The 25,645-nt window shown below is 35.5% G+C and carries 22 protein-coding genes; all 22 read left to right on the plus strand.

Annotation, left to right across the window (positions count from 1 at the left end; genetic code table 11):
* Nucleotides 1-342 precede the first annotated feature (342 nt).
* Nucleotides 343-2,274, plus strand: coding sequence for a UDP-N-acetylglucosamine 4,6-dehydratase family protein (locus ACGE0T_RS03910; RefSeq protein ID WP_459189233.1), 1,932 nt, complete (start codon nt 343-345; stop codon nt 2,272-2,274).
* Nucleotide 2,275: 1 nt separating this feature from the next.
* Nucleotides 2,276-3,244 carry an SDR family oxidoreductase gene (locus tag ACGE0T_RS03915; protein WP_459189234.1) on the plus strand — a complete coding sequence of 323 codons (969 nt, stop codon included), beginning with the start codon at nt 2,276-2,278 and terminating at the stop codon, nt 3,242-3,244.
* 15 nt (nt 3,245-3,259) lie between these two features.
* Nucleotides 3,260-4,528, plus strand: a complete 1,269-nt coding sequence (locus ACGE0T_RS03920; RefSeq protein WP_459189235.1) for a nucleotide sugar dehydrogenase — start codon at nt 3,260-3,262, stop codon at nt 4,526-4,528.
* Between the two features lie 17 nt (nt 4,529-4,545).
* A complete protein-coding gene (locus tag ACGE0T_RS03925; RefSeq protein WP_459189236.1) occupies nt 4,546-6,069 on the plus strand; it encodes an oligosaccharide flippase family protein in 1,524 nt (507 codons plus the stop codon).
* Nucleotides 6,066-7,286, plus strand: coding sequence for a Coenzyme F420 hydrogenase/dehydrogenase, beta subunit C-terminal domain (locus ACGE0T_RS03930; RefSeq protein ID WP_459189237.1), 1,221 nt, complete (start codon nt 6,066-6,068; stop codon nt 7,284-7,286). Before ACGE0T_RS03925 ends, ACGE0T_RS03930 begins: the two co-directional genes overlap by 4 nt.
* Nucleotides 7,287-7,303: 17 nt before the next feature.
* The gene (locus ACGE0T_RS03935) at nt 7,304-8,413 is read left to right on the plus strand and encodes a polysaccharide pyruvyl transferase family protein (RefSeq protein ID WP_459189238.1); all 1,110 of its coding nucleotides are present in this window, start codon (nt 7,304-7,306) and stop codon (nt 8,411-8,413) included.
* A gap of 3 nt (nt 8,414-8,416) precedes the next feature.
* A complete protein-coding gene (locus ACGE0T_RS03940) occupies nt 8,417-9,520 on the plus strand; it encodes an EpsG family protein (RefSeq protein WP_459189239.1) in 1,104 nt (367 codons plus the stop codon).
* A gap of 2 nt (nt 9,521-9,522) precedes the next feature.
* Nucleotides 9,523-10,389, plus strand: coding sequence for a glycosyltransferase family 2 protein (locus tag ACGE0T_RS03945; RefSeq protein ID WP_459189240.1), 867 nt, complete (start codon nt 9,523-9,525; stop codon nt 10,387-10,389).
* Nucleotides 10,386-11,471 carry a glycosyltransferase gene (locus tag ACGE0T_RS03950; RefSeq protein ID WP_459189241.1) on the plus strand — a complete coding sequence of 362 codons (1,086 nt, stop codon included), beginning with the start codon at nt 10,386-10,388 and terminating at the stop codon, nt 11,469-11,471. Before ACGE0T_RS03945 ends, ACGE0T_RS03950 begins: the two co-directional genes overlap by 4 nt.
* A 2-nt stretch (nt 11,472-11,473) precedes the next feature.
* Nucleotides 11,474-12,622: a glycosyltransferase family 4 protein gene (locus tag ACGE0T_RS03955; RefSeq protein ID WP_459189242.1), complete on the plus strand. Its 1,149-nt coding sequence runs from the start codon at nt 11,474-11,476 to the stop codon at nt 12,620-12,622.
* The gene (locus ACGE0T_RS03960; protein WP_459189243.1) at nt 12,592-13,200 is read left to right on the plus strand and encodes a sugar transferase; all 609 of its coding nucleotides are present in this window, start codon (nt 12,592-12,594) and stop codon (nt 13,198-13,200) included. The genes ACGE0T_RS03955 and ACGE0T_RS03960 overlap by 31 nt, the downstream gene beginning before the upstream one ends.
* Before the next feature lie 2 nt (nt 13,201-13,202).
* Entirely contained in the window at nt 13,203-13,841 is a 639-nt protein-coding gene (locus ACGE0T_RS03965) for an acetyltransferase (protein ID WP_459189244.1), read from the plus strand.
* 49 nt (nt 13,842-13,890) lie between these two features.
* Nucleotides 13,891-15,048 carry a DegT/DnrJ/EryC1/StrS family aminotransferase gene (locus tag ACGE0T_RS03970; protein WP_459189245.1) on the plus strand — a complete coding sequence of 386 codons (1,158 nt, stop codon included), beginning with the start codon at nt 13,891-13,893 and terminating at the stop codon, nt 15,046-15,048.
* A gap of 72 nt (nt 15,049-15,120) precedes the next feature.
* Nucleotides 15,121-15,852 (plus strand): YjbH domain-containing protein, encoded by a 732-nt coding sequence (locus tag ACGE0T_RS03975; protein WP_459190414.1) that lies wholly within the window; start codon nt 15,121-15,123, stop codon nt 15,850-15,852.
* Complete coding sequence (locus ACGE0T_RS03980) at nt 15,849-17,090, plus strand: YjbH domain-containing protein (protein ID WP_459189246.1); 1,242 nt, start codon at nt 15,849-15,851, stop codon at nt 17,088-17,090. Before ACGE0T_RS03975 ends, ACGE0T_RS03980 begins: the two co-directional genes overlap by 4 nt.
* Nucleotides 17,091-17,141: 51 nt before the next feature.
* On the plus strand, nt 17,142-18,374 hold the full coding sequence (locus ACGE0T_RS03985; RefSeq protein ID WP_459189247.1) for a peptidase associated/transthyretin-like domain-containing protein: 1,233 nt from the start codon (nt 17,142-17,144) through the stop codon (nt 18,372-18,374).
* A gap of 17 nt (nt 18,375-18,391) precedes the next feature.
* Nucleotides 18,392-19,183, plus strand: coding sequence for a polysaccharide biosynthesis/export family protein (locus ACGE0T_RS03990; RefSeq protein WP_459189248.1), 792 nt, complete (start codon nt 18,392-18,394; stop codon nt 19,181-19,183).
* A gap of 108 nt (nt 19,184-19,291) precedes the next feature.
* A complete protein-coding gene (locus ACGE0T_RS03995; protein ID WP_459189249.1) occupies nt 19,292-21,706 on the plus strand; it encodes a GumC family protein in 2,415 nt (804 codons plus the stop codon).
* A complete protein-coding gene (locus tag ACGE0T_RS04000; protein WP_459189250.1) occupies nt 21,633-22,466 on the plus strand; it encodes a tyrosine-protein phosphatase in 834 nt (277 codons plus the stop codon). The genes ACGE0T_RS03995 and ACGE0T_RS04000 overlap by 74 nt, the downstream gene beginning before the upstream one ends.
* A gap of 168 nt (nt 22,467-22,634) precedes the next feature.
* Nucleotides 22,635-23,372 carry a copper homeostasis protein CutC gene (locus ACGE0T_RS04005; protein ID WP_459189251.1) on the plus strand — a complete coding sequence of 246 codons (738 nt, stop codon included), beginning with the start codon at nt 22,635-22,637 and terminating at the stop codon, nt 23,370-23,372.
* A 19-nt stretch (nt 23,373-23,391) separates the two neighbouring features.
* Nucleotides 23,392-23,589, plus strand: a complete 198-nt coding sequence (locus tag ACGE0T_RS04010; RefSeq protein WP_459189252.1) for a PspC domain-containing protein — start codon at nt 23,392-23,394, stop codon at nt 23,587-23,589.
* 3 nt (nt 23,590-23,592) lie between these two features.
* A complete protein-coding gene (gene uvrB / locus ACGE0T_RS04015) occupies nt 23,593-25,620 on the plus strand; it encodes an excinuclease ABC subunit UvrB (protein WP_459189253.1) in 2,028 nt (675 codons plus the stop codon).
* Nucleotides 25,621-25,645 lie beyond the last annotated feature (25 nt).

Raw genomic sequence — 25,645 nt, forward strand, 5'->3', positions numbered from 1 at the left:
AATATTAATTAGTTTGTGAATATTGTTACTGTTTATGTTGTTTATAAATGAGATTAATAAATGGATATGTATTGTTGTTTTTATGCAAAATAATAAAATAGTGTGCTTGCTGTTGCTTTTGGTATGTAGATTTATGTCCATGAGTTTATATTAACTATATAGGAGGTGTTATTGTTTTGGTAATTACTAATATTGTTCTATATTTGCATCATGAATAAACCATATATAATGTGTTTTTTCTAACCCTTTATAGGAACAAAACCTTAAGTAATTCAAAGCTTTCAGAAGTTATTCCCTTTGGGAGTGACGAATATTTGTATAGGTGTAAAATAAATTAACTAGATGAAAACCAATGATTTGATAACCTGTGTGTTAAAAAGGAAATATTTTAGCCGTTGGTTAGTGTTTTTAATTGATTTGTTCTTTTCCCTTACTTCAACCTTGATTGCGTTAGCTCTTGTAAACTACCTTTCAATAGCAGTAATAACAAATCAAATTTCATGGATAATTTTAATCTCTTCTGTATGTTGTAGCATTATTAGTTTTTTCTCGCTTCAAACATACAAAGGGATTATTCGTCACTCGTCTTTTACAGAGGCAGGGCGCATTGCTATTGCTTCTTTATTAAAAGTCTCTCTTATTGTTCCTCTTGCTTCTGTTATAACGACAGGCTTGTCATTGAAAACTCTTATTTTAGGTGGGCTAACCGATCTCTTCCTTACATTTTTTATTCTTACTCTCCTACGTGTAGTTTTAATTACAATCCATTCTTTTATTGTTTATAGTATTACTTCCTATCGGGGAAGATTTTTAATATTTGGAACAGATTCTCCAACATCATTATTGAATGAAATATCTATGCCGGACCAAAAAATATACCGGATGAAAGGTTTTCTTAATATTGGTACGCGCACATCTTTGAGAATCGGTAAATACAAAGTTTATTCAATCATGGAACAGGTGGAATTCAACCGCTTGGTAAACCGGAAGAATATAAGAGCTATTTTATTTACTAACTACCAGGATGTAAAGGCAGAAAGTGAGCGGCTAGTCCGTTATTGCGAGAAGAAGAAGGTACGCATGTTGGTCCTTCCCTCTATTGATGAGTTGGAAAAAGGTAAAGCTGTCCTTCGAAATCTTCACGAAGTTCGTATTGAAGATTTGTTAGGTCGTGATGAAATTCAAATCAATATGTCTGAAATAGCAACATCTTTGAGAGGTAAGACTGTGATGGTTACGGGTGCAGCCGGTTCAATAGGTAGTGAGCTATGTCGGCAGTTGTGTGCATTTGGCTTGGAGCATCTTATTTTATTTGATAGTGCCGAAACCCCGATGCATAATATTCGTTTAGAATTGGAAGAAAAGTATCCAGATGTACTATTTACTCCTGTAATGGGAGACGTACGTATGCCTTCACGTGTAGAAAGTGCTTTTAAACGTTACTATCCTCAAATAGTATTCCATGCTGCAGCTTATAAACATGTTCCTTTGATGGAAGAAAATCCATGTGAGGCAGTTCATACAAATGTTTATGGGACCTGTAATATAGCAGATATGTCTGTAAAATATGGTGTGGAAAAATTTATTATGATTTCAACAGATAAGGCCGTTAATCCTACAAATGTGATGGGGGCTTCGAAACGTTTGGCTGAAATTTATACACAAAGTTTGAGTATTGCAATCAATAAAGGAATCTTTCCAGGTAAAACACGTTTTATTACAACTCGCTTTGGAAATGTGCTGGGAAGCAATGGGTCTGTTATTCCCCGTTTCCGGGAGCAAATGGAAAAAGGAGGACCTTTAACTGTTACTCATCCGGATATAATCCGCTATTTTATGACAATACCAGAAGCGTGTCGTTTGGTTTTGGAAGCGGCTTTTATGGGAAAAGGAGATGAAATATTTGTATTCGATATGGGAACACCTGTAAAGATTGCAGATCTGGCTCATCGGATGATTGAACTTGCAGGTCTTGTTCCTGATAGGGATATTGAGATAAAATATACGGGACTTCGACCAGGAGAGAAATTGTATGAAGAATTATTGGCTGTGAAAGAAAATACGATTCTGACAGAGAATGAAAAAATCTTTCGTGCCAAAGTACGTGAATATGATTTTACTGAAATTAAAAAAACTGTTACTGATTTGATTCTATTGGCTGTAAAAGTAGATAAGATTGAGACAGTAAAGATGATGAAAAAACTTGTTCCTGAATTTAAGAGTAAGAATTCGGAATACGAGGAACTTGACAATAATAAAATAGTTGTAGCGTAAAATGAAAGTGTTAGTAACTGGGGGAGCCGGCTTTATCGGTTCCAATTTATGTGAAGTCTTGTTGAGACAAGGGCACACAGTAAGGTGTTTAGATAATTTTGTGACTGGTAAAATTGAAAATCTATTGCCGTTATTAGAACAATATTCGGGAGTTTTTGAATTGACGGTCGGTGATATACGGAAGCTGGAAGATTGCCAAAAGTCGGTGGAAGGAATGGAATATGTATTACATGAAGCCGCATTAGGTTCGGTTCCGCGTTCTATTAAAGACCCGATAACAACTAATGATGTAAATGTCGGAGGTTTTTTGAATATGTTAGTCGCTTCCCGTGATGCAGGAGTGAAACGTTTTGTTTTTGCGGCTAGTTCTTCTACTTATGGAGACTGTCAATCTTTGCCGAAAGTAGAAGAGGTAATAGGTAAACCTTTATCACCTTATGCGATTACTAAATATGTGAATGAATTGTATGCGGATGTTTTTTCTAGGACTTATGGATTGGAGTATATAGGATTACGATATTTCAATGTTTTCGGCCGTCGTCAAGATCCTTTTGGTGCTTATGCAGCAGTAATACCTCTGTTTGTAAAACAACTAATGAAGCATGAAAGTCCGGTTATTAATGGTGATGGTCTATACAGTCGGGATTTCACTTATATTGATAATGTCATTCAAATGAATCTATTGGCTCTTACTACAGATAATTCGGAAGCTGTGAATCAAATATATAATACGGCTTATGGAGAGCGGACTACTTTAAATCAGTTGATCGGTTATTTAAGGGAGTATTTGAGTGAATATGATCCATCTATTGCAGGAATAGATATTATTCATGGACCAAACAGAGTAGGAGATATACCACACTCTTTGGCTTGTGTAGATAAAGCAAAAACACTTTTAAATTATACTCCTCAATTTAATATGAAACAAGGCTTGCAAGAAGCTGTGAAATGGTATTGGGAAAATATTTAACTAATGAATTAATCAATGAAAACAGAAGTAAAAATCGCTGTAATCGGCTTGGGATATGTAGGGTTACCTCTTGCTCGTTTATTTTCCACAAAGTATAAGACTGTAGGTTTTGATATGAATCAGACTCGTGTCGATGCTTTAATGTTGGGACATGATGCCACACTTGAAGTCTCGGACGAATTGCTACAGGAAGCATTGGCTAATGGTTTTCTTTGTACAGCCAATGTTGAAGATATCCGTGATTGTAATTTTTATGTCATAGCAGTACCTACTCCGGTTGATGTTAATAATAATCCGGACTTAACTCCTTTATATGCTGCAAGTACAACTGTAGGTAAAGTGATTAGCAAAGATGATATCGTTGTTTACGAATCAACTGTTTATCCTGGTGTTACGGAAGATGAATGCATTCCGGTTGTAGAAAAAGTCTCAGGTTTAAAGTTTAATAAAGATTTTTTTGCAGGTTATTCACCGGAGCGGATAAATCCTGGTGATAAAGAACATACAGTAGAAAGAATAAAGAAAGTTACGTCTGGTTCAACTCCAGAAGTAGGAAAGATAATAGACTTGGTTTATGCTTCTGTTATAATTGCAGGAACACATTTGGCTCCTTCTATAAAAGTGGCTGAAGCTGCAAAAGTTATTGAAAATTCTCAGCGCGATATCAATATTGCTTTTGTAAATGAATTATCCAAAATCTTTAATCGGTTAGGTATTGATACTCAAGATGTGTTAGAAGCAGCTTCTACAAAGTGGAATTTTCTCCCGTTTAAGCCTGGATTAGTCGGAGGGCATTGTATAGGCGTAGATCCCTATTATCTGGCACAATGTGCGCAACGTTATGGGTATAATCCGGAAATTATATTAGCTGGACGCCGTATGAATGACGGAATGGGAGAGTATGTAGCGAATGAGGTGATTAAGCTAATGCTAAAGAAGGGAATCCAAGTATTGGAAGCTAATGTTTTGATATTGGGTTTTACCTTTAAAGAAAATTGTCCAGATGTGCGTAATACGAAAGTAATAGATATTTATAAAGCGTTGAAAGAATATGGAGTAAATATCACTGTTTATGATCCTTGGGCAAGTATAAACATTGCTTATCATGAATATAATGTTGAGATAAAAAATGAGTTGCCAAAATGTAAATTTGATGCTGTTATACTGGCAGTTGCTCATAAGGAATTTCAGGTATTGGATATTTCAGACCTATTGAAATCTGATAATGTTGTTTTTGATGTTAAAAATTGTTTGAACAAGAGTTTTATAGACGGTAGATTATAACTTTTATTTTATATTGGATGGCATTGAACCAACTTAAAGCCGGAGCTTTTTTGTCTTATGTATCAATAGGTCTGAATAATATAGTAGGATTACTCTATACTCCATTTATGTTGCGTATGATGGGGCAAACTGAGTATGGGCTTTATTCTCTTGTAGCGTCAGTTATTGCATATTTAACTGTATTGGATTTAGGCTTTGGAAATGCAATAATTAGATATACAGCAAAATTCAGGGCTGAAGGAAAAATACAGGAACAATATGAAATGTTTGGGATGTTTTTTTTATTATATAGCGTTATTGGAGTTATTGCATTTTTAATAGGACTTGGTTTATATTTTAATGTTGATTATCTGTTTGATGCAACAATGGATCCTTCCGAATTATATAAAATACGGATAATGATGCTTTTAATGATATTTAATCTGGCATTTACATTTCCGATGAGTATATGGGGCTCGATAATTTCAGCATATGAAAATTTTGTTTTTCAAAAGCTGGTGAATATTGTTCGTATAATATTGAATCCTTTAGTTATGATAATTATGTTGTATGTAGGATATCGGGCTATAGGGATGGTTGTTGTGACAACAATATTTAATATATTGACTTTGTTGATAAATTGGTGGTATTGTAAGAAGAAATTGAAAATACGTGTTTATTTTAAAAAAATAGAGTGGCATTTTTTTAAAGAAATATCAGTTTATTCGTTTTGGATATTTCTTAGTGCTATTATGGATCGAATTTATTGGAATACTGGTCAATTTATATTAGGTATTTATTCGGGTGCTGTTGCTGTTGCAGTTTTTGCTGTAGCTATTCAGTTACAACAGATATATATGGCGTTTTCTTGTGCAATATCAGGCGTATTTTTGCCCAAAGTAACAGCTATGGTAACACATGATAATAATAAAAATAATATCTCAAATCTATTTATTCGTACAGGTAGAATACAATATATTGTAATGGCATTTATATTAACTGGTTTTATTTTATTTGGAAAACCTTTTATCCATTTATGGGCAGGCAGTGATTATGAGGATGCTTATTGGATTGCCCTTTGTTTTTTTATACCTCTGACTGTTCCATTAATACAAAATATAGGGATTACAATATTGCAAGCTAGAAATCAAATGAAATTTCGTTCAAGTCTTTATGTCTTAATAGCGTTGTGCAGTTTATTTATATCAATTCCACTTGCTAAGCTTTATGGAGGGATTGGTTGCGCTATAGGTACATCTTTTGCTCTTTTCATGGGACAAATAGTGGTGATGAATATTTATTATTATAAAAAAGTTTTTATAGATATAATTTCTTTTTGGAGAGAGATATGTAAAATGTCATTTGTTCCTTTGTTAGTGGGTGGTATTTTCTATGTGTTTTTATATAATATAAATATTAATACGGTTGGTATATTGATGTTATATATGTTATTATTTGGTGTCGTTTATATCCCTTTGTTTTGGTTTATAAGTATGAATAAATATGAGAAAAACTTATTTGTTACACCAATGAAAAATATAATGTCAAAAGTCGGTTTATGATTGAAATTAAAGATAATAAAGATTGCTGTGGATGTAATTCTTGTGTACAGAAATGTCCTCAATCTTGTATAAGAATGCAGGAAGATAAGGAAGGTTTCTTATATCCTTTGATAGATTATATAGCATGTGTAGATTGTGGTATTTGTGAAAAAGTATGTCCTATCATTCATCAGAAAGAGGAGAGAGAACCTTTATTTGTATATGCAGCTAAAAATAAAGATGAAATAATACGTTCAGAAAGTTCATCCGGTGGCGTTTTTACATTATTAGCAGAACAAGTTATATCAGAAGGAGGGGTAGTTTTTGGTGCTAAGTTTAATACAAATTGGGAAGTAATACATGCTTTTACAGAAACAATAGAAGGTTTGGCTGCTTTCCGTGGTTCTAAATATGTACAGAGCTATATTGGAGAAACTTATGTGCAAGTCGAAACTTTTTTAAAAACAAAACGTAAAGTCTTGTTTAGTGGAACTCCTTGTCAAGTTGCAGGTTTAAAAGCATTTCTTCGAAAAGAGTATGAAGATTTATTGACTATAGACTTTATTTGTCATGGAATTCCTAGTCCTATGGTGTGGCGGAAATATTTGGAAGAATTACTCGTTCGTCAGAATATTGGAAAAAAAGTTATTTCGTGTTCTTCTGATATAGAATATTTAATACGGAATATATCACAGATAGAGTTTAGAAATAAGAAATTCGGATGGAAGAAATATAGTTTTTCTATTACTTTCTCTGTTCCTGTTAAAGATGAGGTTTCCCTAAAAATACTTTTCTCAGAGTCTTTAAAAAAAAATATCTTCTTGCGAGGTTTTTTGGCAAATTTATATTTACGTCCGGTTTGTTATAGTTGCCCGGTAAGGGAACTAAAAAGTGGGAGCGATTTAACTATTGCTGACTTTTGGACTGTTGATAGATGGCATCCTGAAATAAAAAATGATAACAAAGGACTTTCTTTATTATTGGTAAATAATAGTAAAGGTAATTCATATTTGCAATTAATTTGTGATAATATGAACTTATGGGTCTCTGATTATCGAATAGCAAAGATTGTAAATCCTTCTATTATAAGAAATGCAAGTATAGATAAAAAAAGATATATATTTTTTGATAGAATAGATAGGTATGGTGTAATTGATAATGTAAAATGCTTGTTAAATAAAACGCTTAAACAGCAATTTTATTCTTTGATTAAAAAGATATATATTCGGATAAAATAAAGAATAATAAAAAAAACATGGTAGTAGGAATATTGACATTTCATTTCGGAAATAATTATGGTGGTATATTGCAGTGTTATGCGCTCTGTAATGTGCTGAAAAAATGGGGATATGATGTTAGAGTAATTAATTATAAACCTTCTTCTTCTTTTTATTATCGTTTTGTTAGAAAAATAAAAATGTTTGATAACTTTTTGGACTTATTGAAGTATTCTATCGGTTTTTTGAATTTTACTACTTCTGTGAAAAAGGATATAAATACATTAGATATTTATAAGGAAAATATTTTAAATGAATTTGATAGTTTTCGAGAAAAGTATTTGAATTTAACAGAACCTGTAAATGAGAAAACTATAGGAAATATATGTGGAGAATTTGATGTTATAATTGTAGGTAGTGATCAAGTTTGGACTTCATTGTATGATAAAAATTCTATTTACTTTTTAAATTTTGAACCCGCCTTTAAAGGAAGGAAGATCGCATATGCTGCTTGTTCTGCACATAAGTTTGTCTTGGATAAAAGAAAAAAAGAATTGTTGAATTATTTAAAGGAATTTGACTTTATATCAATTCGAGATAAAACAACTCAGGATTTGGTGAAAAATATTACAGGCAAGAATGAATTGATTGTTGCGGATCCTACATTATTATATGATTTTGATGAGTTTATAAGTTTAAAAGAGACTCCACCTTATATCTTGACTTATATTTTAGGTGATGATATAAAGGGAGGGCATTATACTGCTCTTAAAAAAATAAAAACTAAATTTGGAGATATACCTGTTAAGTCTATAATCATACCTTCAAATAATACAAGCTCTATTGCAGAGTACTCAAATGAAGTGTATTATGATTTACATCCGTCAGAATGGGTGAATATGTTTGCAAATTCCACCTTTGTGTATACGGATTCTTTTCACGCTATTATGTTTGCATTGAAATTTGATAAACCTTTTGTTGCTTATTATGTAAATCAAATTAGGATGTCTAGATTGATTGATTTAAAAGATCGATTTGGATTAACTAATATTGTTAATAATGCAGAAGAAATAAAGGAAATGTATATTTCTATTTCTTTAGATACATTCTCAAAAGAGTCTTTATCTTTACTAAAGAGTAAGTTGTAATATATGTTCCCTTATATTTTATTACTTATAGTCTTGATATTTGGGGTTTGTTATGAGCTTGGTATTTTTTCAGGTAGGGTATGCTATAAACATACAGGAATGCATGATTTGTATTTTACTTGTGGATGTTTATTGGCATTTATTCTTACGGGTTTCAGAGATATGATGGGAGGGTATGATGTTTTTGTATATGCTTCTTTTTTTGATTCTGTACCAACTTTAAATTCTATATTGAATATACAGACTTATGATCCAAAACTGTTTGCTCATTTTGAACCAGGATATTTATTTATTAATTCAATAATAAAAACATTATATAATAATACATACTTCTTTTTCTTTATAGTGGCATTATTGGTGTATTCATTTGTCTATTCAACCTTATATAGGTATCCCTTTATGCTGTTCTCATTTTTTATCTTTGTCTCCAAATTCTTTATTGTAGGATTTGTATATACACGCCAGTTTATTGCAATGTCTATTATTTGGTTTGCTTTGAAGTTTTTGGAAAAGGATAAGAAATATGTATTTCTTGTATTTTTATTTATAGCTGCATCTATTCATTATAGTGCTCTGACAGTTTCTTTAATTTTATTGATTTATAAATGGCGATTTTCTCAAAAAATATTATTGATATTATTTATTGTTTCATTGTTTTTGGGTATCACTCCTTTTATTAAAATATTAATGTCTTTTGTGAATCAATATATGTCTATGGATAAGTTGGATGGATATGCAGAAAAAGCACAATCTGTTTTTCATATACCTTATTTTATTGAAACTTCATTTATGGCTTTTATGGCATTGAAGTATAGAGATAAAATATATCAAATGAGTCCGAGGTATGTGATAATGTATAATATGTTAGTTCTTTATATAGTGTTTTCCTATTTAACATTGAGAGATGCTGGGGTGGTTCGCTTTATTTGGTATTTTGTGATTGGATATTTAACATTATTTCCTATACTTATCTATAAACTTGTGAAAAATAGGTGGTTGCTTATATTTTTTATCGCTCTTTATTTTTCATTTGTTTATTTTCGAAATGTAACAGTAAGAGATGATGGATCTAATGTCCATTATCGGACTTTTATTTTAAAAAATTGAATATGATAACAGTATTTACTCCTGTATATAATCGTGCTTATATATTAACTGTCTTATATGATAGTTTATGTAAACAAACATTCTCGAATTTTGAATGGCTAATTGTAGATGATGGTAGTTCTGATAATTTGGAAGAATTGATCTCTTTATTTATAGAAGAAAATAAAATATGTATTAGATATTTTAGACAAAATAATGGTGGGAAACATCGTGCGATTAATTATGGTGTACAATTGGCAAAAGGTGAATTGTTTTTTATTGTAGATAGTGATGATTATTTACCTAAAAATTCATTGGAAAGAATTTTTAGTCATTATATAATGATAGCAGATGATAACTCTTTTGCAGGTGTGTGTGGGCTTAAATGTTATCCGAACGGCACAAGTGTGGGAGGTGATAAGTCTTTTTGTATATTAGATTGTACTTCTCTTGATTTTCGTTATAAGTATTATTATTCTGGAGATATGGCAGAAGTTATAAAAACAGAAGTATTAAAAGAGTATCCATTTCCGGATTTTGAAGGAGAACGGTTTTGTGCTGAAAGTTTATTATGGAATCGTATTGCTCAAAAATATAAATTTAGATATTTTCAAGAATCAGTTTATATTTGTGATTATTTGGAAGACGGACTTTCTTTTTATTCTGTAAAAAACAGGATGAAAAGCCCAACTTATGCAATGTCTAATTATTCGGAACTTTCGAGAATGAATATACCGCTTAAAATAAAATTGAAATCTTATGTGAATTACTGGAGATTCTCTTTTTGTTCTTCATATTCTTTTATGAATAAAATTAAGCAGATAAATTTATTTTCTGTTTTTTTACTTCCTTTTGGATTATTACTTCATTGTAGGGATCTTAGAAAATGAAAATACTTCAAGTTATTACTTCTTTAAATACAGGAGGTGCAGAAAAATTATTATTAGATATATCACCTCGATTAATTAAAAAGGGACATGAAGTTGATATTCTTGTGCTTCGGGATAGTGATACTCCTTTTCGTAGGCAATTAGAGAAAGAAGGTGTGAAAGTTTATTCTATATCGGATACGATGAATTATTACAATCCACTGTTTTGTGTAAAATTATATCCTTTTATAAAAGGTTATGGTGTAGTACATGTTCATCTATTTCCAACTTTATATTGGGTCGCATTCTCAAATATGTTTCATAGGAATAAAATACCACTTGTTTATACAGAACATAGTACTGATAATGGCCGGAGGAAGTATAGGTGGTTAAAGTGGATAGAAAAAATTGTATATAATCAATATGAACGTATAATTGCAATATCGGAGGGGGTATATAAAAACTTAACACTTCATTTATCACCCCAGATTCCAGCTATAATTGTACATAATGGAGTGGATGTGGATTTAATATCTAAAGCAGAGGCAATCTCTTTCCCTTTTTTATTTCCGAATTGTAAACATATAGTTCAGGTAGCAAGTTTTAGAAAGCAAAAAGATCAGGATACGGTAATACGTGCATTAAGTTTGTTGCCGGATAATTATCATTTGTCATTTGTAGGAGCTGGAAGTAGGATGGAAATTTGCAAATCCTTGGCAACTGAGTTAAACGTAGAAGAACGAGTTCATTTTCTATTGCAATCTACAAAAGTACCTAATATATTAAAGTCTGCAGATATTGTTGTTATGTCCTCTCATTATGAGGGTTTCGGTTTGGCGGCAGTAGAAGGTATGGCTGCAGGAAAACCTGTTTTGGCAACAAATGTTTCTGGATTGCGGGATGTCGTAAATGATAAAGATTTACTTTTTGAAGTAGGTGATTATATCGAATTGGCAAATAAGATACAGATGATCTCCGAACATGAAGATGTGTATAGGAAGAAATCATATGCTTGTTTACAACAGGCTTTTCAATATGATATTCAAGCTACGGTTAGTGGTTATGAACAAGTCTATAAAATTGTTTGTCAAAAAAATGAATAGATATGCTTAAATTGATTCGTATAACAACTGTTCCCCAATCTTTAAAAACACTTTTAAAAGGACAGCTTCATTTTATGAAGCAATACTATGATGTAGTGGCTGTTTCGTCCGATGGTGAATGTTTTGCCGAAATGTTGAAAGAACAAGAGGTTAGAGGTGTCTGTATTCGAATGACACGAAAAATTACTCTTGTTGCGGATTTAAAGGCATTGTTTGCCTTAATATGGTTGTTTATAAAAGAAAAGCCCGAGATTGTACACACACACACACCTAAAGCCGGGCTTTTAGGAATGCTTGCTGCACGTATAGTTGGAATTCCATGCAGATTGCATACGGTTGCCGGACTTCCTTTATTGGTTGCAACTGGCAAAAAAAGGAAATTATTGAATTTTGTCGAGAGGCTGACTTATACTTGTGCAACTCATGTTTATCCGAATTCTTTTGTTATGAAACAGATTATTATTGATAATGGCTTAACAAAAGCAGATAAACTAAAAGTGATAGCAAATGGTAGTTCGAATGGGATAAATACATCCTTTTTTTCTGTTGATTCGTCTTTTGGTAAATTGGAACGGGATTCAAGTGTTTTCACATTTTGTTTTGTTGGACGTGTTGTTCGTGATAAAGGAATTAATGAATTAATAAATGCATTTGCCAGACTCTATAAAGAAAATAGTAAAATACGGCTGGTATTGATTGGTGTTCTCGAAAACAGTTTAGATCCGGTATTACCGGCAACGGAAAAATTGATACGGACTCATCCTGCGATTAACTTTGAAGGTTATCAATCAGATATTCGCCCTTTTCTAGCAGTATCCGATATTTTTGTTTTTCCAAGTTATCGGGAAGGTTTCCCGAATGTGGTAATGCAGGCTGGCGCTATGGGTGTTCCTGCTATTGTAACCGATATTAATGGGTGTAATGAAATTATTATACAAGATAAAAATGGGGTGATAATACCTCCAAAAGATGAAGAAGCTTTATTCTTTGCGATGAAAGATTTAGCATCGAGTCCTGAAAAAGTGAGTCAGTTGGCTGCTAATGCGAGAGAGATGATAACCTCACGTTACGAACAACGCTTAGTGTGGGAGGAAATATTAAAAGAATACCAAAAAGTCATATGTACAAACATATCTTCAAACGTGTCATAGATTTTTCCGTTGTTTTTTGTGTGTTATTAGTTATTTGCCCTTTGTTGCTGCTGATAACTATATGGTTATATTTTGCCAATAAAGGAGCAGGTGCTTTTTTTACACAAGAACGTCCGGGGAAGGATGGAATAAGTTTTAAAGTAATTAAGTTTAAATCGATGACGGATGAGTTGGATGAAAATGGGAATTTGTTACCAAATGAGCAACGTCTGACTCCTGTAGGTTTGTTTATTCGCAAGACATCGATTGATGAATTACCTCAACTTTTTAACGTCTTGAAAGGAGATATGTCGTTGATTGGTCCTCGCCCTTTGAGAACTGATTATTTGCCTCTTTACAGTAAAGAGCAGACAAGGAGGCATGAAGTACGTCCGGGTATAACTGGATGGGCACAAGTAAATGGGCGAAATGCCATATCTTGGGCTAAAAAGTTTGAATTGGATGTTTGGTATGTAAACCATATTTCTTTGGTGTTGGATATGAAAATTATTTATTTGACAATTCTGAAGGTCCTGAAACGAGATAATATAGATGCGGATGACAGGGTCGGTGCAGAGCGATTTAACGGATATAATTAATTATGAAAAGTGTTATTATTGGGGCAGGAACTTACGGTCAGGTTTACTATGCTTACCTCCATGATATGGGTGTGAATGTTATCGGCTTTTTAGATGATAATGAAAAATTGTGGAATACGCTTGTTTTGGGTATACCGGTACTTGGGGGTACAGATTTATTGGAAAAACAGAGAAATACAGGGATGTTTGAGGCTGTATATTGTCCTATTGGTAATAATCGTTTGCGTGTTCATTTTTTGAAATGTGCAGAACAGTTAGGATATGAAATTCCTAATTATATCCATCCGACAGTGGCTTTATCTCCTCATGTTGAAATAGGAAAAGGTGTTTATATCCTATTAGGTACGACTATTATGCCTTATACTCAGATAGATGATTATGTAATGATTAGTATGGGAGTACATCTTGCCCATCATTCATACTTGGCAAAAGGAACATTTTTATCTACGGGAGTCAATTTCGGAGCTTCTATATCGACTGGTGAATGTGCATATGTTGGTATTAGTGCTACGATTATGACAGGTTTACATATATTAGGTAAAGATTGTCTTGTTGGAGCAGGAGCTGTTGTTGTAAAAGACGTTCCGGATAGAGCGGTTGTAGCAGGAGTCCCTGCCAGGATTATAAGATATCAAGAATAAATATATCATGCGTGTGTTTCCTTTATTTCTAAGCTAAAAATGATTGAAAATGAATAAAAGAATTTACCTTTCTTTAGCCCATATGTCCGGTCGTGAACAAGAGTTCATAAAAGAAGCCTTTGATACGAATTGGGTGGTTCCTTTGGGACCCAATGTCGATGCCTTTGAAAAATTGTTGGAACAATATTTAAGTACGAGTGATGAATCTGGAATAGAGAATCTCGGTTGCCATGTTGTGGCACTTTCGGCTGGAACTGCAGCTCTTCATTTGGGACTTATTCAGTTAGGAGTTAAGCCTGGCGATGATGTGATTTGCCAGTCTTTCACATTTGCTGCTTCTGCAAATCCAATTTTGTATTTGGGAGCAACTCCAGTTTTTGTAGACAGTGAATCGGATACCTGGAATATGAACCCTATCCTGTTGAAAGAGGCAATAAAAGACCGGTTGGAAAAAACAGGTAAACTGCCAAAAGCAATTATTCTCGTTCATTTATATGGTATGCCTGCAAAAATGGATGAGATAATGGCGATAGCCAGATATTATAATATTCCGGTATTGGAGGATGCTGCTGAAGCTTTAGGCTCCGAATATAAAGGGCGTAAATGTGGCATTTTCGGTGAATTCGGAGTTTTGTCGTTCAACGGGAACAAAATAATAACGACATCCGGAGGTGGAGCTTTGGTTTGCCGGACAAAAGAAACTGCTGAACGGACTATGTTCTATGCAACCCAGGCACGTGAGAATGCTCCGCATTACCAGCATGAACATGTTGGTTACAACTATCGGATGAGCAATATATGTGCCGGCATCGGACGTGGACAGATGACCGTATTGGAACAATTCATCAAACGCCGCCGGGAAATCCATGCGTTATATGCAGCTCTATTGAGAAAAGCTCCGGGTATAACGGTACATCAGGCACCTTCCGCTGATTATCATTCCAACTATTGGCTGACCTGTATCCTTGTCGACCCGGATAAGGCAGGTTGTACCCGTGAAGATATTCGTCAGCGTTTAGCAGAACAAGATATCGAGACTCGTCCTCTTTGGAAACCGATGCATTTACAGCCGGTATTTTCCCAAGCGCCATTTTATGGTGACGGTACTTCCGAACATTTGTTTGACATTGGTCTTTGTCTTCCTTCAGGGCCTACTTTGACTGATGATGATATTTGCAGAGTGGTAAATGCGGTTTTGAATAATTGATTACAGAGCAAATATAACCGCTTGTTTACGGACTTGGGACACGAAGTGAATCGAAAGTATTTTGAAGTTTATATGCGTTTTTTGTGTATTTGGATAATTATATTTTTGTTACTCCCTACTGGGTTTTTGAAAGCTCAGTATTCAATGGGTACGACCGGATTTTTAAATATTCCTTCGGCGGATATGCAGCCAGACGGAACATTTATGGGTGGAGGAAATTATTTGCCCAAACAGATGTTGCCATCCTCGTGGGGATACAACACTGGAAATTATTTTGTGAATATGACTTTTCTCCCATTTTGGGAAGTGGCATATCGTTGTACATTGCTTCGTGGCGAGTTTAAAGCAGGAACTAAATGGCAACAAGATCGCTCTGTTTCTGTCCGTTTACGTCTTTTAAAAGAGGCGAAGTGGTGGCCGTCGATTGTTTTAGGAAGTAATGATGCTTTTACAACGAATCAGTTGAATATGTTTGGTGAAGTAGGAAAAAACCGCTTTTTCTCCTCAGTGTATGGGGTGGCTACAAAACATATTTTTCTATCCGGACATGATCTCGGAATTACGTTTGGTATTAATGTACCTTTTAGTAAAAATAGTTATAAGCAAGGTGTGTTTGGTGGGATTAGCTATAGCCCGGTTTTTTTCAGGCCACTAACAATGATGATGGAGTATGATACTACAGATGCGGTGAATATTGGAGTTGCGGCCCGGTTGTTTAACCATTTATCCTTACATGCTTTCTGCTATGACTTTAAAACGGTCTCTGCAGGAATACGTTATGAAATCCAATTGATAAAGAGATGATGCGTCAAGTATTTTTATTTACATCTTTTCTGATATTTGTATGGGGGTTCCCTTTTGGTGCGAAAGCAAATAATCAATCTGGAATCTCGGCAGTGGCGGATAGCTTGGTAAAGATGGGATTGGAGAATGTCCGTGTAAATGAGAAAGGGGATGTTCTCCGTATTGCTTATGAAGATAAGGTACATCGTGGAACTTATCGTGGATTGGCAGTCGTAATCGATAAATTACTTAGTGATGAATCTATTATTACTCCGGTGCATCTTGTTGTTCTGGAAAATCGTATTCCTCAAATAGATGTCCGTATGTCAGTAACTGCTATTTTTGATTATCGAAAAGGTTTGATTGATTGGAAGGAGTTTGTTAATTCTTTAAAAATCAGTTATGATACGGATGAAGATATGAGCATGTTAGTTGAAACTCCAACTATGAACCGTTCCACAGGGAAAGTAGATGTTGTTCTTTATCCTCAAGTAAGTTTGAATAACTCTTGGTTGGATAAATTGTATGGAGTAGTGTTGAACATTGCCCCTGCTGTGGAGGTTTGTCTTTGGAGAGGAGCTTCTTTTACCGGTCAGGTAATCTTCCCTGTTTGGAATAATATGGGAGGTGAATACGATTATATTCGTCCTGGTATGTTGGTATTACGGCAAGAACTACGTTTTCCTCATAATTTGTTTGCATCATTTAGTATTGGGAATTTTAATGCGGACAGAATGGGAGTGGATGTATCGTTACTTTATCGCTTAAGTAATGATCGTTGGGCTTTCGGATTAAATGGAGGACTGACAGGTTCATCAACTTTCTATGGAGGAAAATGGGAAGTCGCCCAATGGAAAAAGATAAATGGTTCTGTATTGGTACAGTATAATGAACCCTATTATCAGTTGGAATTTAATCTGCGTGCATTACGTTTTATTTACGGAGATTATGGAGTACGTCTGGATTGTATACGTCATTTCGGGGAAGTTTCTGTTGGACTTTTTGCAATGTGTGCAGGTGGACAGGTGAATGGTGGTTTTAATTTTGCAATCCCGTTGCCCCGTAAGAAAAGAAGTAACAGGCGTGCCATACGTGTTCGTCTGCCGGAATATTTTGATTGGGAATATCAGGCACGGACAGGGGGGTATTATGAAAAGCGTTTAGGAAGAACATTTGAAACCCGTCCTGATGAAAACCATAACCGGAGTTATTATAATCCGGATTTTATACGAACCAATTTGGAACGGTTGGAAAAGTGAGTGTGTTAGTTGTGTTATTAATTATCAAATAATTATTTAAATTGAAACAGAATGAAAGCGAAAAGTAAGTTGATAGCCGGATTGTGTTTTTGCATGTTGGCTGCAATGAGTATAGGAAGTGTTTCCTGTAGAAAAAGTGAACCTACACCTGAAATTGTAACTAATCCATTAGATGCTGTGGCTTACTATATTGTAGGGCATGTACATGATGGTACTAATGGTTTAAGCGGTGTAAAAGTAAGCACTTCCGGTGTCGAGGCAACGACTGATGCCAACGGAGAGTTTAAATTGGATGTAAAAACGAAAGGAAACCATCTTATTGAATTTTCAAAAAATGGTTATATTCCGGTTTCTGCAGATGCAACAATTGCGTCAAGTGCGACTAAACGTAGTAGTGTTATGATGACTCAGGTTATGACGAAAGCGAATGATCCTGTGGTTGTTAATCCGGATAGAGAAGTTGTAATAACAGGAGGTACGACAAGTCCTGCTTCTTTGACTTTTCCTATAGGTGCGGTAAAAGAGGCTACTGGTGTCACTGTTACAGAGTTTGTAGGAGGTGCTAAAAAATCGCCAACCCATATTAGTTTATCTATGCTAAATTGTCAACCAGATGGACTATCTTTTGACGTACCGGTACAAGTCTCTGTAAAAAACCAGACTAGTAATGCTATTCATTTTGTTGATGTACTTCATTTTATCGAAAAAAATGGGGTGTGGAAACAAGCAGGAACAGCATCTTATGATGCAAATGATAATGCTTATACAACAAAGCTGAACAGTTTTTCAAACCATTCATTTGGTCCGGCTCATCAAGTTGTCTCTTCAGGAACTTCAGAAGAGAACCTGGATGAAATAGTTGTAGATAATTTGAATAATATGGCGGTTAAAGAGTCTGAAATTAAAGGTGCCCAAAAAATGGGTTGGGAAATAAATGGAGACTTGAAAGCTTTGTTAAAAGCAAAATTTCCAAGTTTGACTGATAGTGATATTACTGCATTGGCAACAACAATTCAACATGCGATAGCTTCAACAAAGGGTAGCACTCCGGGTGTACATCAGTCTACCATTTCTTTTGGAAAGGCTAAAGTGAGCGGAGATACAAAAATGACGCTTACTTTACTTTCTGATGTCCATACTGAAAATATTGCATTCGAACTTGCCGCTCAGAATTCTTCTTCAAGTTTAGAGGTGCCTGTTAAGACATACAGTGGAGTTTCTGCTAAGATTACATACCAATATGGACCTACCCGTACAGACCATTCCGGAGGGGGAGGTGATTAATAATTTTTTTATTGACAATGAAAAACTTAAAATTTATAATTATGTACATGGCTGTCTTATTAACAGCCTGTACTTCTCCTAAAAAAGTACTATACCTGCAAGATGTGGACCCTTTTAAAAAGCAGGAAATTGATCAGAAATATGAAGTGATTATTCATAATGATGATTTGCTTTCTATCGTGATAAATAGTCGGGAGCCAGAATTAGCACTACCTTTTAATATGCCAATGGTAACGTATCAATTGGGTGCACCTGGTAGCCAATCAGGGCAACATCGTGTATTAGGATATTTAGTAGATGCAAATGGGTATATTGATTTTCCTATTCTAGGTTCGATAAAAGCTGCGGGATTAACCCGTTTGCAATTAACAGATTTAATTAAGGATAAATTAGTGAAAGGTGATTTATTGAAAGATCCGATTGTAACAGTCCAATTCCTTAATTTTAAAATATCAGTAATTGGTGAGGTTACGCATCCGGGGAGTTTTAGTATTACGGGAGATCGCGTTACTCTGTTGGAAGCATTAAGTATGGCTGGTGATTTGACTATTTATGGGAAACGTGATAGGGTTGCTGTAATTCGTGAAAAGGATGGCATACGCACTATCCAATATCATGATTTACGTTCGTCAGATATTTTTGAGTCCCCCTACTATTATCTGCAACAGAATGACATCGTATATGTTGAACCTAATAAAACAAAATCCGGGCAAAGTGGAATCAATCAAAATAATTCGGTAGGGGTATGGCTATCAGCTGTGTCGGTTTTAGCCTCTGTTATATCGTTACTTGTGACACTTTCAAAATAAATAGGATAAAATAACCCTTAAAACTCATATGAATTAGAATATTGTATAATAGAGATTTGGAAATAGGGCTGAATACTCTGTAGACAATTGTTCATAAAATAAAATTAAATGGAACCAAATCAAGAATTAGATAACCATTTGTTGCAACAGGAAGATGATAGCTTGAACATAGGGGATATGATTCGTATAGTACGAGCTCACTGGCTTTGGTTTGTATTATCGATAATTGTGTGTTTGGCTATTGCTTTTGTTTACCTGAAATGGGCTCCGAAACAATATACACGGACAGCTACAGTATTAATCAAAGATGAAAAAAAAGGTGCAGGTGCGATTAGCGAATCTTCTGCATTTTCTGATATCGGGATGTTTAGTATGAGAAGTAGTGTGGACAATGAGGTCCTTCTGTTTCAATCTAAATTGTTAATGCAAAATGTAGTGAAAAGACTTAACCTAGACATAAGGTATACAGTGAAACGTGGTTTGAGAACAACCGATTTGTATACTCAAAGTCCAGTTGTTCTGGTTTTCCCAGAATCAGAATCTAATCAAAAATTTTCTTTAGCTGTTACACCAATAGATGAGAGACGTGTCAAACTTAGTAATTTTGAAGCTGAGGGAATAGATACTTCAGAAACGAAGACAGTTTTAATGGGAGATACGGTACAAACCCCTGTTGGAAAGCTGATGGTTTCTCCCTCTTTTTATTATACGGGAGAGTATATAGGGAAAACTATTCAGGTACAAAAACAGGATCGTGATGAAGTTGCATTACGTTTTAATCGTAATTTACAGGTTTCTCTTGCCAGTAAAACCGCATCTATTATTAATTTGACATTGCAGGATGTATCTATTCCTCGCGCAGAAGATGTTATAAATACTGTAATTTCAGTTTATAATGAAGACGCAGTGAATGATAAAAATCGCATTATGGTAAACACCTCGGATTTTATTAATGAGCGTTTGATCATCATAGAAAAAGAACTAGGAAATGTCGATACAAATATAGAATCGTTTAAGCGTGAGAATAAATTGACGGATATTGTTTCGGAAACTGGAATTTATTTAAGGGAGAGTAGTGAGTATAACCAGACTGGACTTAGTTTGGAGAATCAGTTGATGTTGGCGCGCTATATTCATAATTATCTGCTGGATCCGTCAAAGGATTCTGAACTAATACCGATGAATACGGGTATTGCAGATATGAATGTGGAATCCCAGATAGCTGAATATAATACGATGTTGCTAAAACGGGACCGTTTGGTTTCCAGTAGTAGTAACCGGAATCCTGTTGTAATGGATTTAAATAATTCTCTTCAGGCGATGCGACAGACAATTATCCGTTCTGTAGATAATTTAATTGTTAGTTTAAATATTCAAAATAAGAATGTTCGTGCCAGGGAAGAACAAACTTCTAAAAGAATATCTGCTGTTCCTGGACAACAAAAGCAAGTACTCTCTATAGAACGTCAACAGAAAATTAAAGAAGAGTTATATCTTTACTTATTGAATAAACGTGAAGAAAATGCATTGTCACAAGCTATAACAGAGAGTAATGCACGTATTATTGATCCGGCTATGGGAAGTAAGTCTCCTGTTTCTCCAAAATCGATGATTGTTTTGTTTACAGCATTTATTTTAGGAGGACTGGTTCCTGCAGGTCTGTTATGGTTATTTAAAACTATCGATACGAAAGTGCGTTCGCGTAAAGATGTAGAAGATAAAACTACTATTCCTTTCCTTGGAGAAATTCCTCTTCGTGATAAAAATAAAAAGAAGAATGAGGATATGAAAGAAGGTAAATATGATGAGGTCGTTATACGCGAGGGAGGACGTGATGCGGTATCGGAAGCTTTTCGTATTGTTCGTACAAATATGGATTTTATGCGTGTGAAGGCTACTGAAATGAAGGTTGTGATGTTTACTTCCTTCAACTCAAATGCAGGAAAAACTTTTGTTTCGATGAATCTGGCAATGAGCTTCGCTTTAGCTAAAAAGAAGGTCGTACTTGTCGATCTCGATATTCGTAAGGGTACCCTTAGCTCCCACGTTCACAACGCGAACGTGGGGATGACAAATTATTTATCAGGAAAAGTTGAAAAAGTCGAGGATATTATTCGTAAAAATGAGTTGCATGAGAACCTCGATATTATTTATGCCGGTCCGGTTCCCCCGAATCCTGCTGAATTGTTGTTAAGCGATCGTTTAGAAAAATTGGTGTCAGAGTTGAAAAAATGTTATGATTATGTAATTCTGGATAATGTTCCAAGTGGTGTCGTTGCTGATGCCGCTATTGTTAATCGTGTTGCCGATTTGACGATTTATGTAATACGTGCAGGCTTGTTTGATCGTCGCCAGTTACCGGAATTAGAACGATTGTATCGCCAAAATCAATATCGAAACCTATGTTTGATATTGAATGGTGTCCGTTATAAGAAAACGGGTTACGGATATGGCTACGGTTACGGCTACGGTTATGGTTATGGATATGGCTACGGTTATGGTAATGAGAAATCAAAAGAATAATGAAGAACATTTATCGACAGATTTTATGATATCCTTCTTTACAGGGAAAAAGAATATTCTCCATACGGGATTATTGGAGAAAATGGGGGATATTCATTGTCATTTATTGCCAGGTGTTGATGATGGAGTAAAAACAGAGGACGAAGCCATCGATTCTTTTATTGCTTTGCGGGAAATGGGAGTTAGGTCTTTCATACTGACTCCACATGTCATGGAAGAAATATCGAATAATACACGGACTGTTCTGGAAGGACACTTTAATTGTTTTTTATCAAAGGTGCCTGAAGGAGTCGAAGTCCGGTTGGCTGCGGAATATATGCTTGATGCTAATTTCTTAACCCATATGAAAGATGGTTTATTAAGTATGGGTGATAATTTTGTATTGGTTGAAACGTCTTATCTTTCACCTCCTCCGGAAATGCAGGATATGATTTACGAGATACTTTTAAACGGGTATCAGCCTATACTGGCCCATCCGGAACGATATGTTTACATGACCGATAAAGATTATGTCCGTTGGAAGCAAGTAGGATGTAAATTTCAATTGAACTTGTTATCACTTAGCGGATATTATGGCAGATCCGCGTTATTGTCTGCCCATAAATTGATAAAAAAAGGTTTTTACGACTTTGTCGGTTCTGATTTCCATAATCTGAAAAAATATAAAGAAGGATTAAAACACCTCTACCTTTCTTCTTCCGAAAGGAAAGAAATAGAAAAACTGCTGGTGAATAATCAAAATTTGATGGGTGATAGTTAATAGCTGATTAAACAAGCAGGTGAATCCTTTTTTATTGGCGGCACAGGTTACAAGTCTGTAATTTGTGCCGCCTCTGTTTTTGTACTTGGTATTATATATGAAAATCGAAGATATTTGTGTAAATTTGTTCTTTATACAAGTATATAAAAATAAAAAGGACACAAATAGATGAAACCGGATCGAATTATTGAAATATGTGCCAATTCTGCACAAAGTTGTGTGGAAGCGGAAGCAGGAGGAGCCAGACGGGTAGAGTTATGTGCCGGAATACCGGAAGGCGGAACAACTCCCAGTTATGGAGAAATACGTACAGCGCAGACTTTGACTTCATCCATTGATATAAATGTGATTATCCGTCCGCGCGGGGGGGATTTCCTGTATACGCCGGCGGAGATACAATCCATGCTCTATGATATAGAGATGTGTAAGCAACTGAAGGTACATGGTGTCGTATTCGGCTGCCTTACGAAAGATGGGGATATAGATATCGATTTGATGAAGCGTTTGATAGAGGCGGCGCATCCTCTATCTGTAACTAGCCATCGTGCTTTTGATGTTTGCCGTGACCCGTTTACAGCTTTGGAACAATTGATAGAACTGGGTTGCGATCGTATACTCACCTCCGGACAGCAGTCGGATGCTGTAAAAGGAATCCCTTTGCTGGCCGAATTGGTAAAACGTGCCGGAGACCGTATAATCATTATGCCGGGGTGTGGAGTACGTGAAAATAATATCGCGGAAATAGAAGAAAAAACCGGAGCAAAAGAGTTTCATACTTCAGCGCGTAGCATTGTATATAGTAAGATGGAGTACAGGAATGAAAATGTACCGATGGGCAGCAGTATCGTATCTTCCGAGTTTGAAACGGTGGAAACAGACCGTAAAAAAGTGGCAGCTTATTTATAAACCAATAAAATAGAGAAAGATGGAAAACGAAAAAAGAATTTACCGTTCGGACAAAGGTATGATTGCCGGAATATGTGCCGGAATAGCTGATTATTTTGGATGGGACCCGACAATGGTTCGTATCGGATATATATTATTGAGTATTTTTACGGTATTTTCCGGAGTATTGGCTTATTTGGTCCTTTGGATTGTAATACCGAAACAACCTCGTGAATAAAGAATGAATTTTGAATTATCGTCCCCTTTCAGTCCCACAGGCGACCAGCCGGAAGCTATTGCAGCCCTGTCCGAAGGAATAAGGAGCGGCATGCCTTTCCAGACATTGCTTGGGGTGACAGGTTCCGGCAAGACATTTACAATCGCAAATGTCATTAAGGAAGTACGGAAACCCACCTTGATATTAAGTCATAATAAAACGCTTGCTGCACAGTTATATAGTGAGTTCAAAGCATTTTTTCCGAATAATGCAGTAGAATATTTTGTTTCTTACTATGACTATTATCAGCCGGAGGCTTATTTGCCGAGTACGGATACGTATATAGAAAAGGATTTAGCTATTAATGATGAAATAGATAAGCTTCGTTTACGTGCTACGGCTTCGCTGCTTTCCGGTAGAAAAGACGTTATAGTCGTTTCGTCCGTATCCTGCCTGTATGGTATGGCAGACCCGACTGCGTTTGCAGAAAAGGTAACGCATTTGGAAAAAGGCATGAAGATCGACCGGGATAAACTGTTGCGTCGTTTTGTCGATGCTTTGTATGTGAATAACAAACTGGAATTTAACCGTGGCTGTTTCCGGGTAAATGGCGATACCGTAGATATATTTCCTGCTATCGAGACATTTGATGGTGCAGCTTATCGTATTGAGTTCTGGGATGATGAAATCGACCGGATTTCTTCTTTTGATCCACAAACCGGGCAAGAAATAGATGAACAGGATGAATTGAATATCTATCCGACTAATTTGTTTGTAACAACACAGGAACGTATTAATATGGCGATCGGCCAGATTGATGTGGACTTGGGTACCCAGGTGAACTTCCTCAGGGAAATAGGAAAGCCGTATGAAGCGAAACGTTTATATGAAAGAGTGACCTTTGACTTGGAGATGATACGTGAACTGGGGCATTGTTCCGGTATTGAAAACTATTCCCGTTATTTTGACGGAAGGTCAGCCGGAGAACGTCCTTTTTGTTTACTGGATTATTTTCCGAAAGATTTCTTATTGGTAGTAGATGAAAGCCATGTGACTATTCCGCAGATACGTGCCATGTACGGTGGCGATTATTCCCGTAAAAAGAATCTGGTTGATTATGGCTTCCGCCTTCCTGCCGCAATGGATAACCGTCCGTTGACCTTTGATGAATTTGAGTCACTGACCCCATTGGCAATTTATGTGAGTGCAACTCCTGCTGATTATGAGTTGGAAAAAAGCGAGGGGGTTGTTGTGGACCAGGTAATTCGTCCGACCGGATTGCTTGATCCTGTCATCGATGTTCGTCCTACTCTAAACCAGATAGACGATTTGATGGAAGAGATAAATATACGTTCGGCGAAAGAAGAACGGGTGCTGGTTACAACGCTTACCAAGCGTATGGCAGAGGAATTGACTACTTATTTACTTCGTATGGGAGTCCGTTGTAATTATATTCATAGCGATGTGGATACGCTGGAACGTATCCAGATAATGGACGATTTGAGGAAAGGTTTGTTTGATGTCCTGATTGGCGTCAACCTGTTGCGTGAGGGACTCGATTTGCCTGAAGTATCACTGGTGGCTATTTTGGATGCTGATAAAGAAGGTTTTCTACGTTCCCATCGTTCGCTTACCCAGACTGCAGGACGAGCTGCCCGTAATGTGAATGGCAAAGTTATATTTTATGCAGATAAAATTACGGCAAGTATGAAACTCACTATGGATGAAACAAATCGCCGGCGTGAAAAGCAACTTGCTTATAATGAACAGCATGGCATTACTCCTAAGCAGGTAGTCAAAAATAGTATATCTCTGGTTGCAGAAAAGCAACAGCCGCTTGTTGCCGAACCTTATGCTTATGTAGAGCCTGAACCCAGTTTGGTTGCAGATCCGGTAGTTCAATATATGAATCGTTCACAGTTGGAAAAAACAATTGAACGTACAAAGAAACAGATGGCGGAAGCTGCCAAGAAACTGGATTTTATAGAAGCTGCCCAGTTCAGGGACGAATTGGTTAAATTGCAGGCGTTGTTGGAAACAAAAGTTGATTGAGAGAAATAATAAGGGAATATGAAAA

The sequence above is a fragment of the Parabacteroides sp. APC149_11_2_Y6 genome, from assembly GCF_054506995.1.

Excerpts from the sequence above, each read along its gene's own strand:
- ACGE0T_RS03960 (WP_459189243.1), top strand. The coding sequence starts at position 12,592 with ATGTACAAACATATCTTCAAACGTGTCATAGATTTTTCCGTTGTTTTT.
- ACGE0T_RS03995 (WP_459189249.1), top strand. The coding sequence starts at position 19,292 with ATGGAACCAAATCAAGAATTAGATAACCATTTGTTGCAACAGGAAGAT.
- ACGE0T_RS03915 (WP_459189234.1), top strand. The coding sequence starts at position 2,276 with ATGAAAGTGTTAGTAACTGGGGGAGCCGGCTTTATCGGTTCCAATTTA.
- ACGE0T_RS03930 (WP_459189237.1), top strand. The coding sequence starts at position 6,066 with ATGATTGAAATTAAAGATAATAAAGATTGCTGTGGATGTAATTCTTGT.
- ACGE0T_RS03975 (WP_459190414.1), top strand. The coding sequence starts at position 15,121 with ATGCGTTTTTTGTGTATTTGGATAATTATATTTTTGTTACTCCCTACT.
- ACGE0T_RS03990 (WP_459189248.1), top strand. The coding sequence starts at position 18,392 with ATGAAAAACTTAAAATTTATAATTATGTACATGGCTGTCTTATTAACA.
- ACGE0T_RS03965 (WP_459189244.1), top strand. The coding sequence starts at position 13,203 with ATGAAAAGTGTTATTATTGGGGCAGGAACTTACGGTCAGGTTTACTAT.
- ACGE0T_RS04010 (WP_459189252.1), top strand. The coding sequence starts at position 23,392 with ATGGAAAACGAAAAAAGAATTTACCGTTCGGACAAAGGTATGATTGCC.
- ACGE0T_RS04005 (WP_459189251.1), top strand. The coding sequence starts at position 22,635 with ATGAAACCGGATCGAATTATTGAAATATGTGCCAATTCTGCACAAAGT.
- ACGE0T_RS03980 (WP_459189246.1), top strand. The coding sequence starts at position 15,849 with ATGATGCGTCAAGTATTTTTATTTACATCTTTTCTGATATTTGTATGG.
- ACGE0T_RS03935 (WP_459189238.1), top strand. The coding sequence starts at position 7,304 with ATGGTAGTAGGAATATTGACATTTCATTTCGGAAATAATTATGGTGGT.
- ACGE0T_RS03945 (WP_459189240.1), top strand. The coding sequence starts at position 9,523 with ATGATAACAGTATTTACTCCTGTATATAATCGTGCTTATATATTAACT.
- ACGE0T_RS03970 (WP_459189245.1), top strand. The coding sequence starts at position 13,891 with ATGAATAAAAGAATTTACCTTTCTTTAGCCCATATGTCCGGTCGTGAA.
- ACGE0T_RS03955 (WP_459189242.1), top strand. The coding sequence starts at position 11,474 with ATGCTTAAATTGATTCGTATAACAACTGTTCCCCAATCTTTAAAAACA.
- ACGE0T_RS03910 (WP_459189233.1), top strand. The coding sequence starts at position 343 with ATGAAAACCAATGATTTGATAACCTGTGTGTTAAAAAGGAAATATTTT.
- ACGE0T_RS04000 (WP_459189250.1), top strand. The coding sequence starts at position 21,633 with ATGGCTACGGTTACGGCTACGGTTATGGTTATGGATATGGCTACGGTT.
- ACGE0T_RS03925 (WP_459189236.1), top strand. The coding sequence starts at position 4,546 with ATGGCATTGAACCAACTTAAAGCCGGAGCTTTTTTGTCTTATGTATCA.
- ACGE0T_RS03950 (WP_459189241.1), top strand. The coding sequence starts at position 10,386 with ATGAAAATACTTCAAGTTATTACTTCTTTAAATACAGGAGGTGCAGAA.
- ACGE0T_RS03920 (WP_459189235.1), top strand. The coding sequence starts at position 3,260 with ATGAAAACAGAAGTAAAAATCGCTGTAATCGGCTTGGGATATGTAGGG.
- ACGE0T_RS03985 (WP_459189247.1), top strand. The coding sequence starts at position 17,142 with ATGAAAGCGAAAAGTAAGTTGATAGCCGGATTGTGTTTTTGCATGTTG.
- ACGE0T_RS03940 (WP_459189239.1), top strand. The coding sequence starts at position 8,417 with ATGTTCCCTTATATTTTATTACTTATAGTCTTGATATTTGGGGTTTGT.
- uvrB (WP_459189253.1), top strand. The coding sequence starts at position 23,593 with ATGAATTTTGAATTATCGTCCCCTTTCAGTCCCACAGGCGACCAGCCG.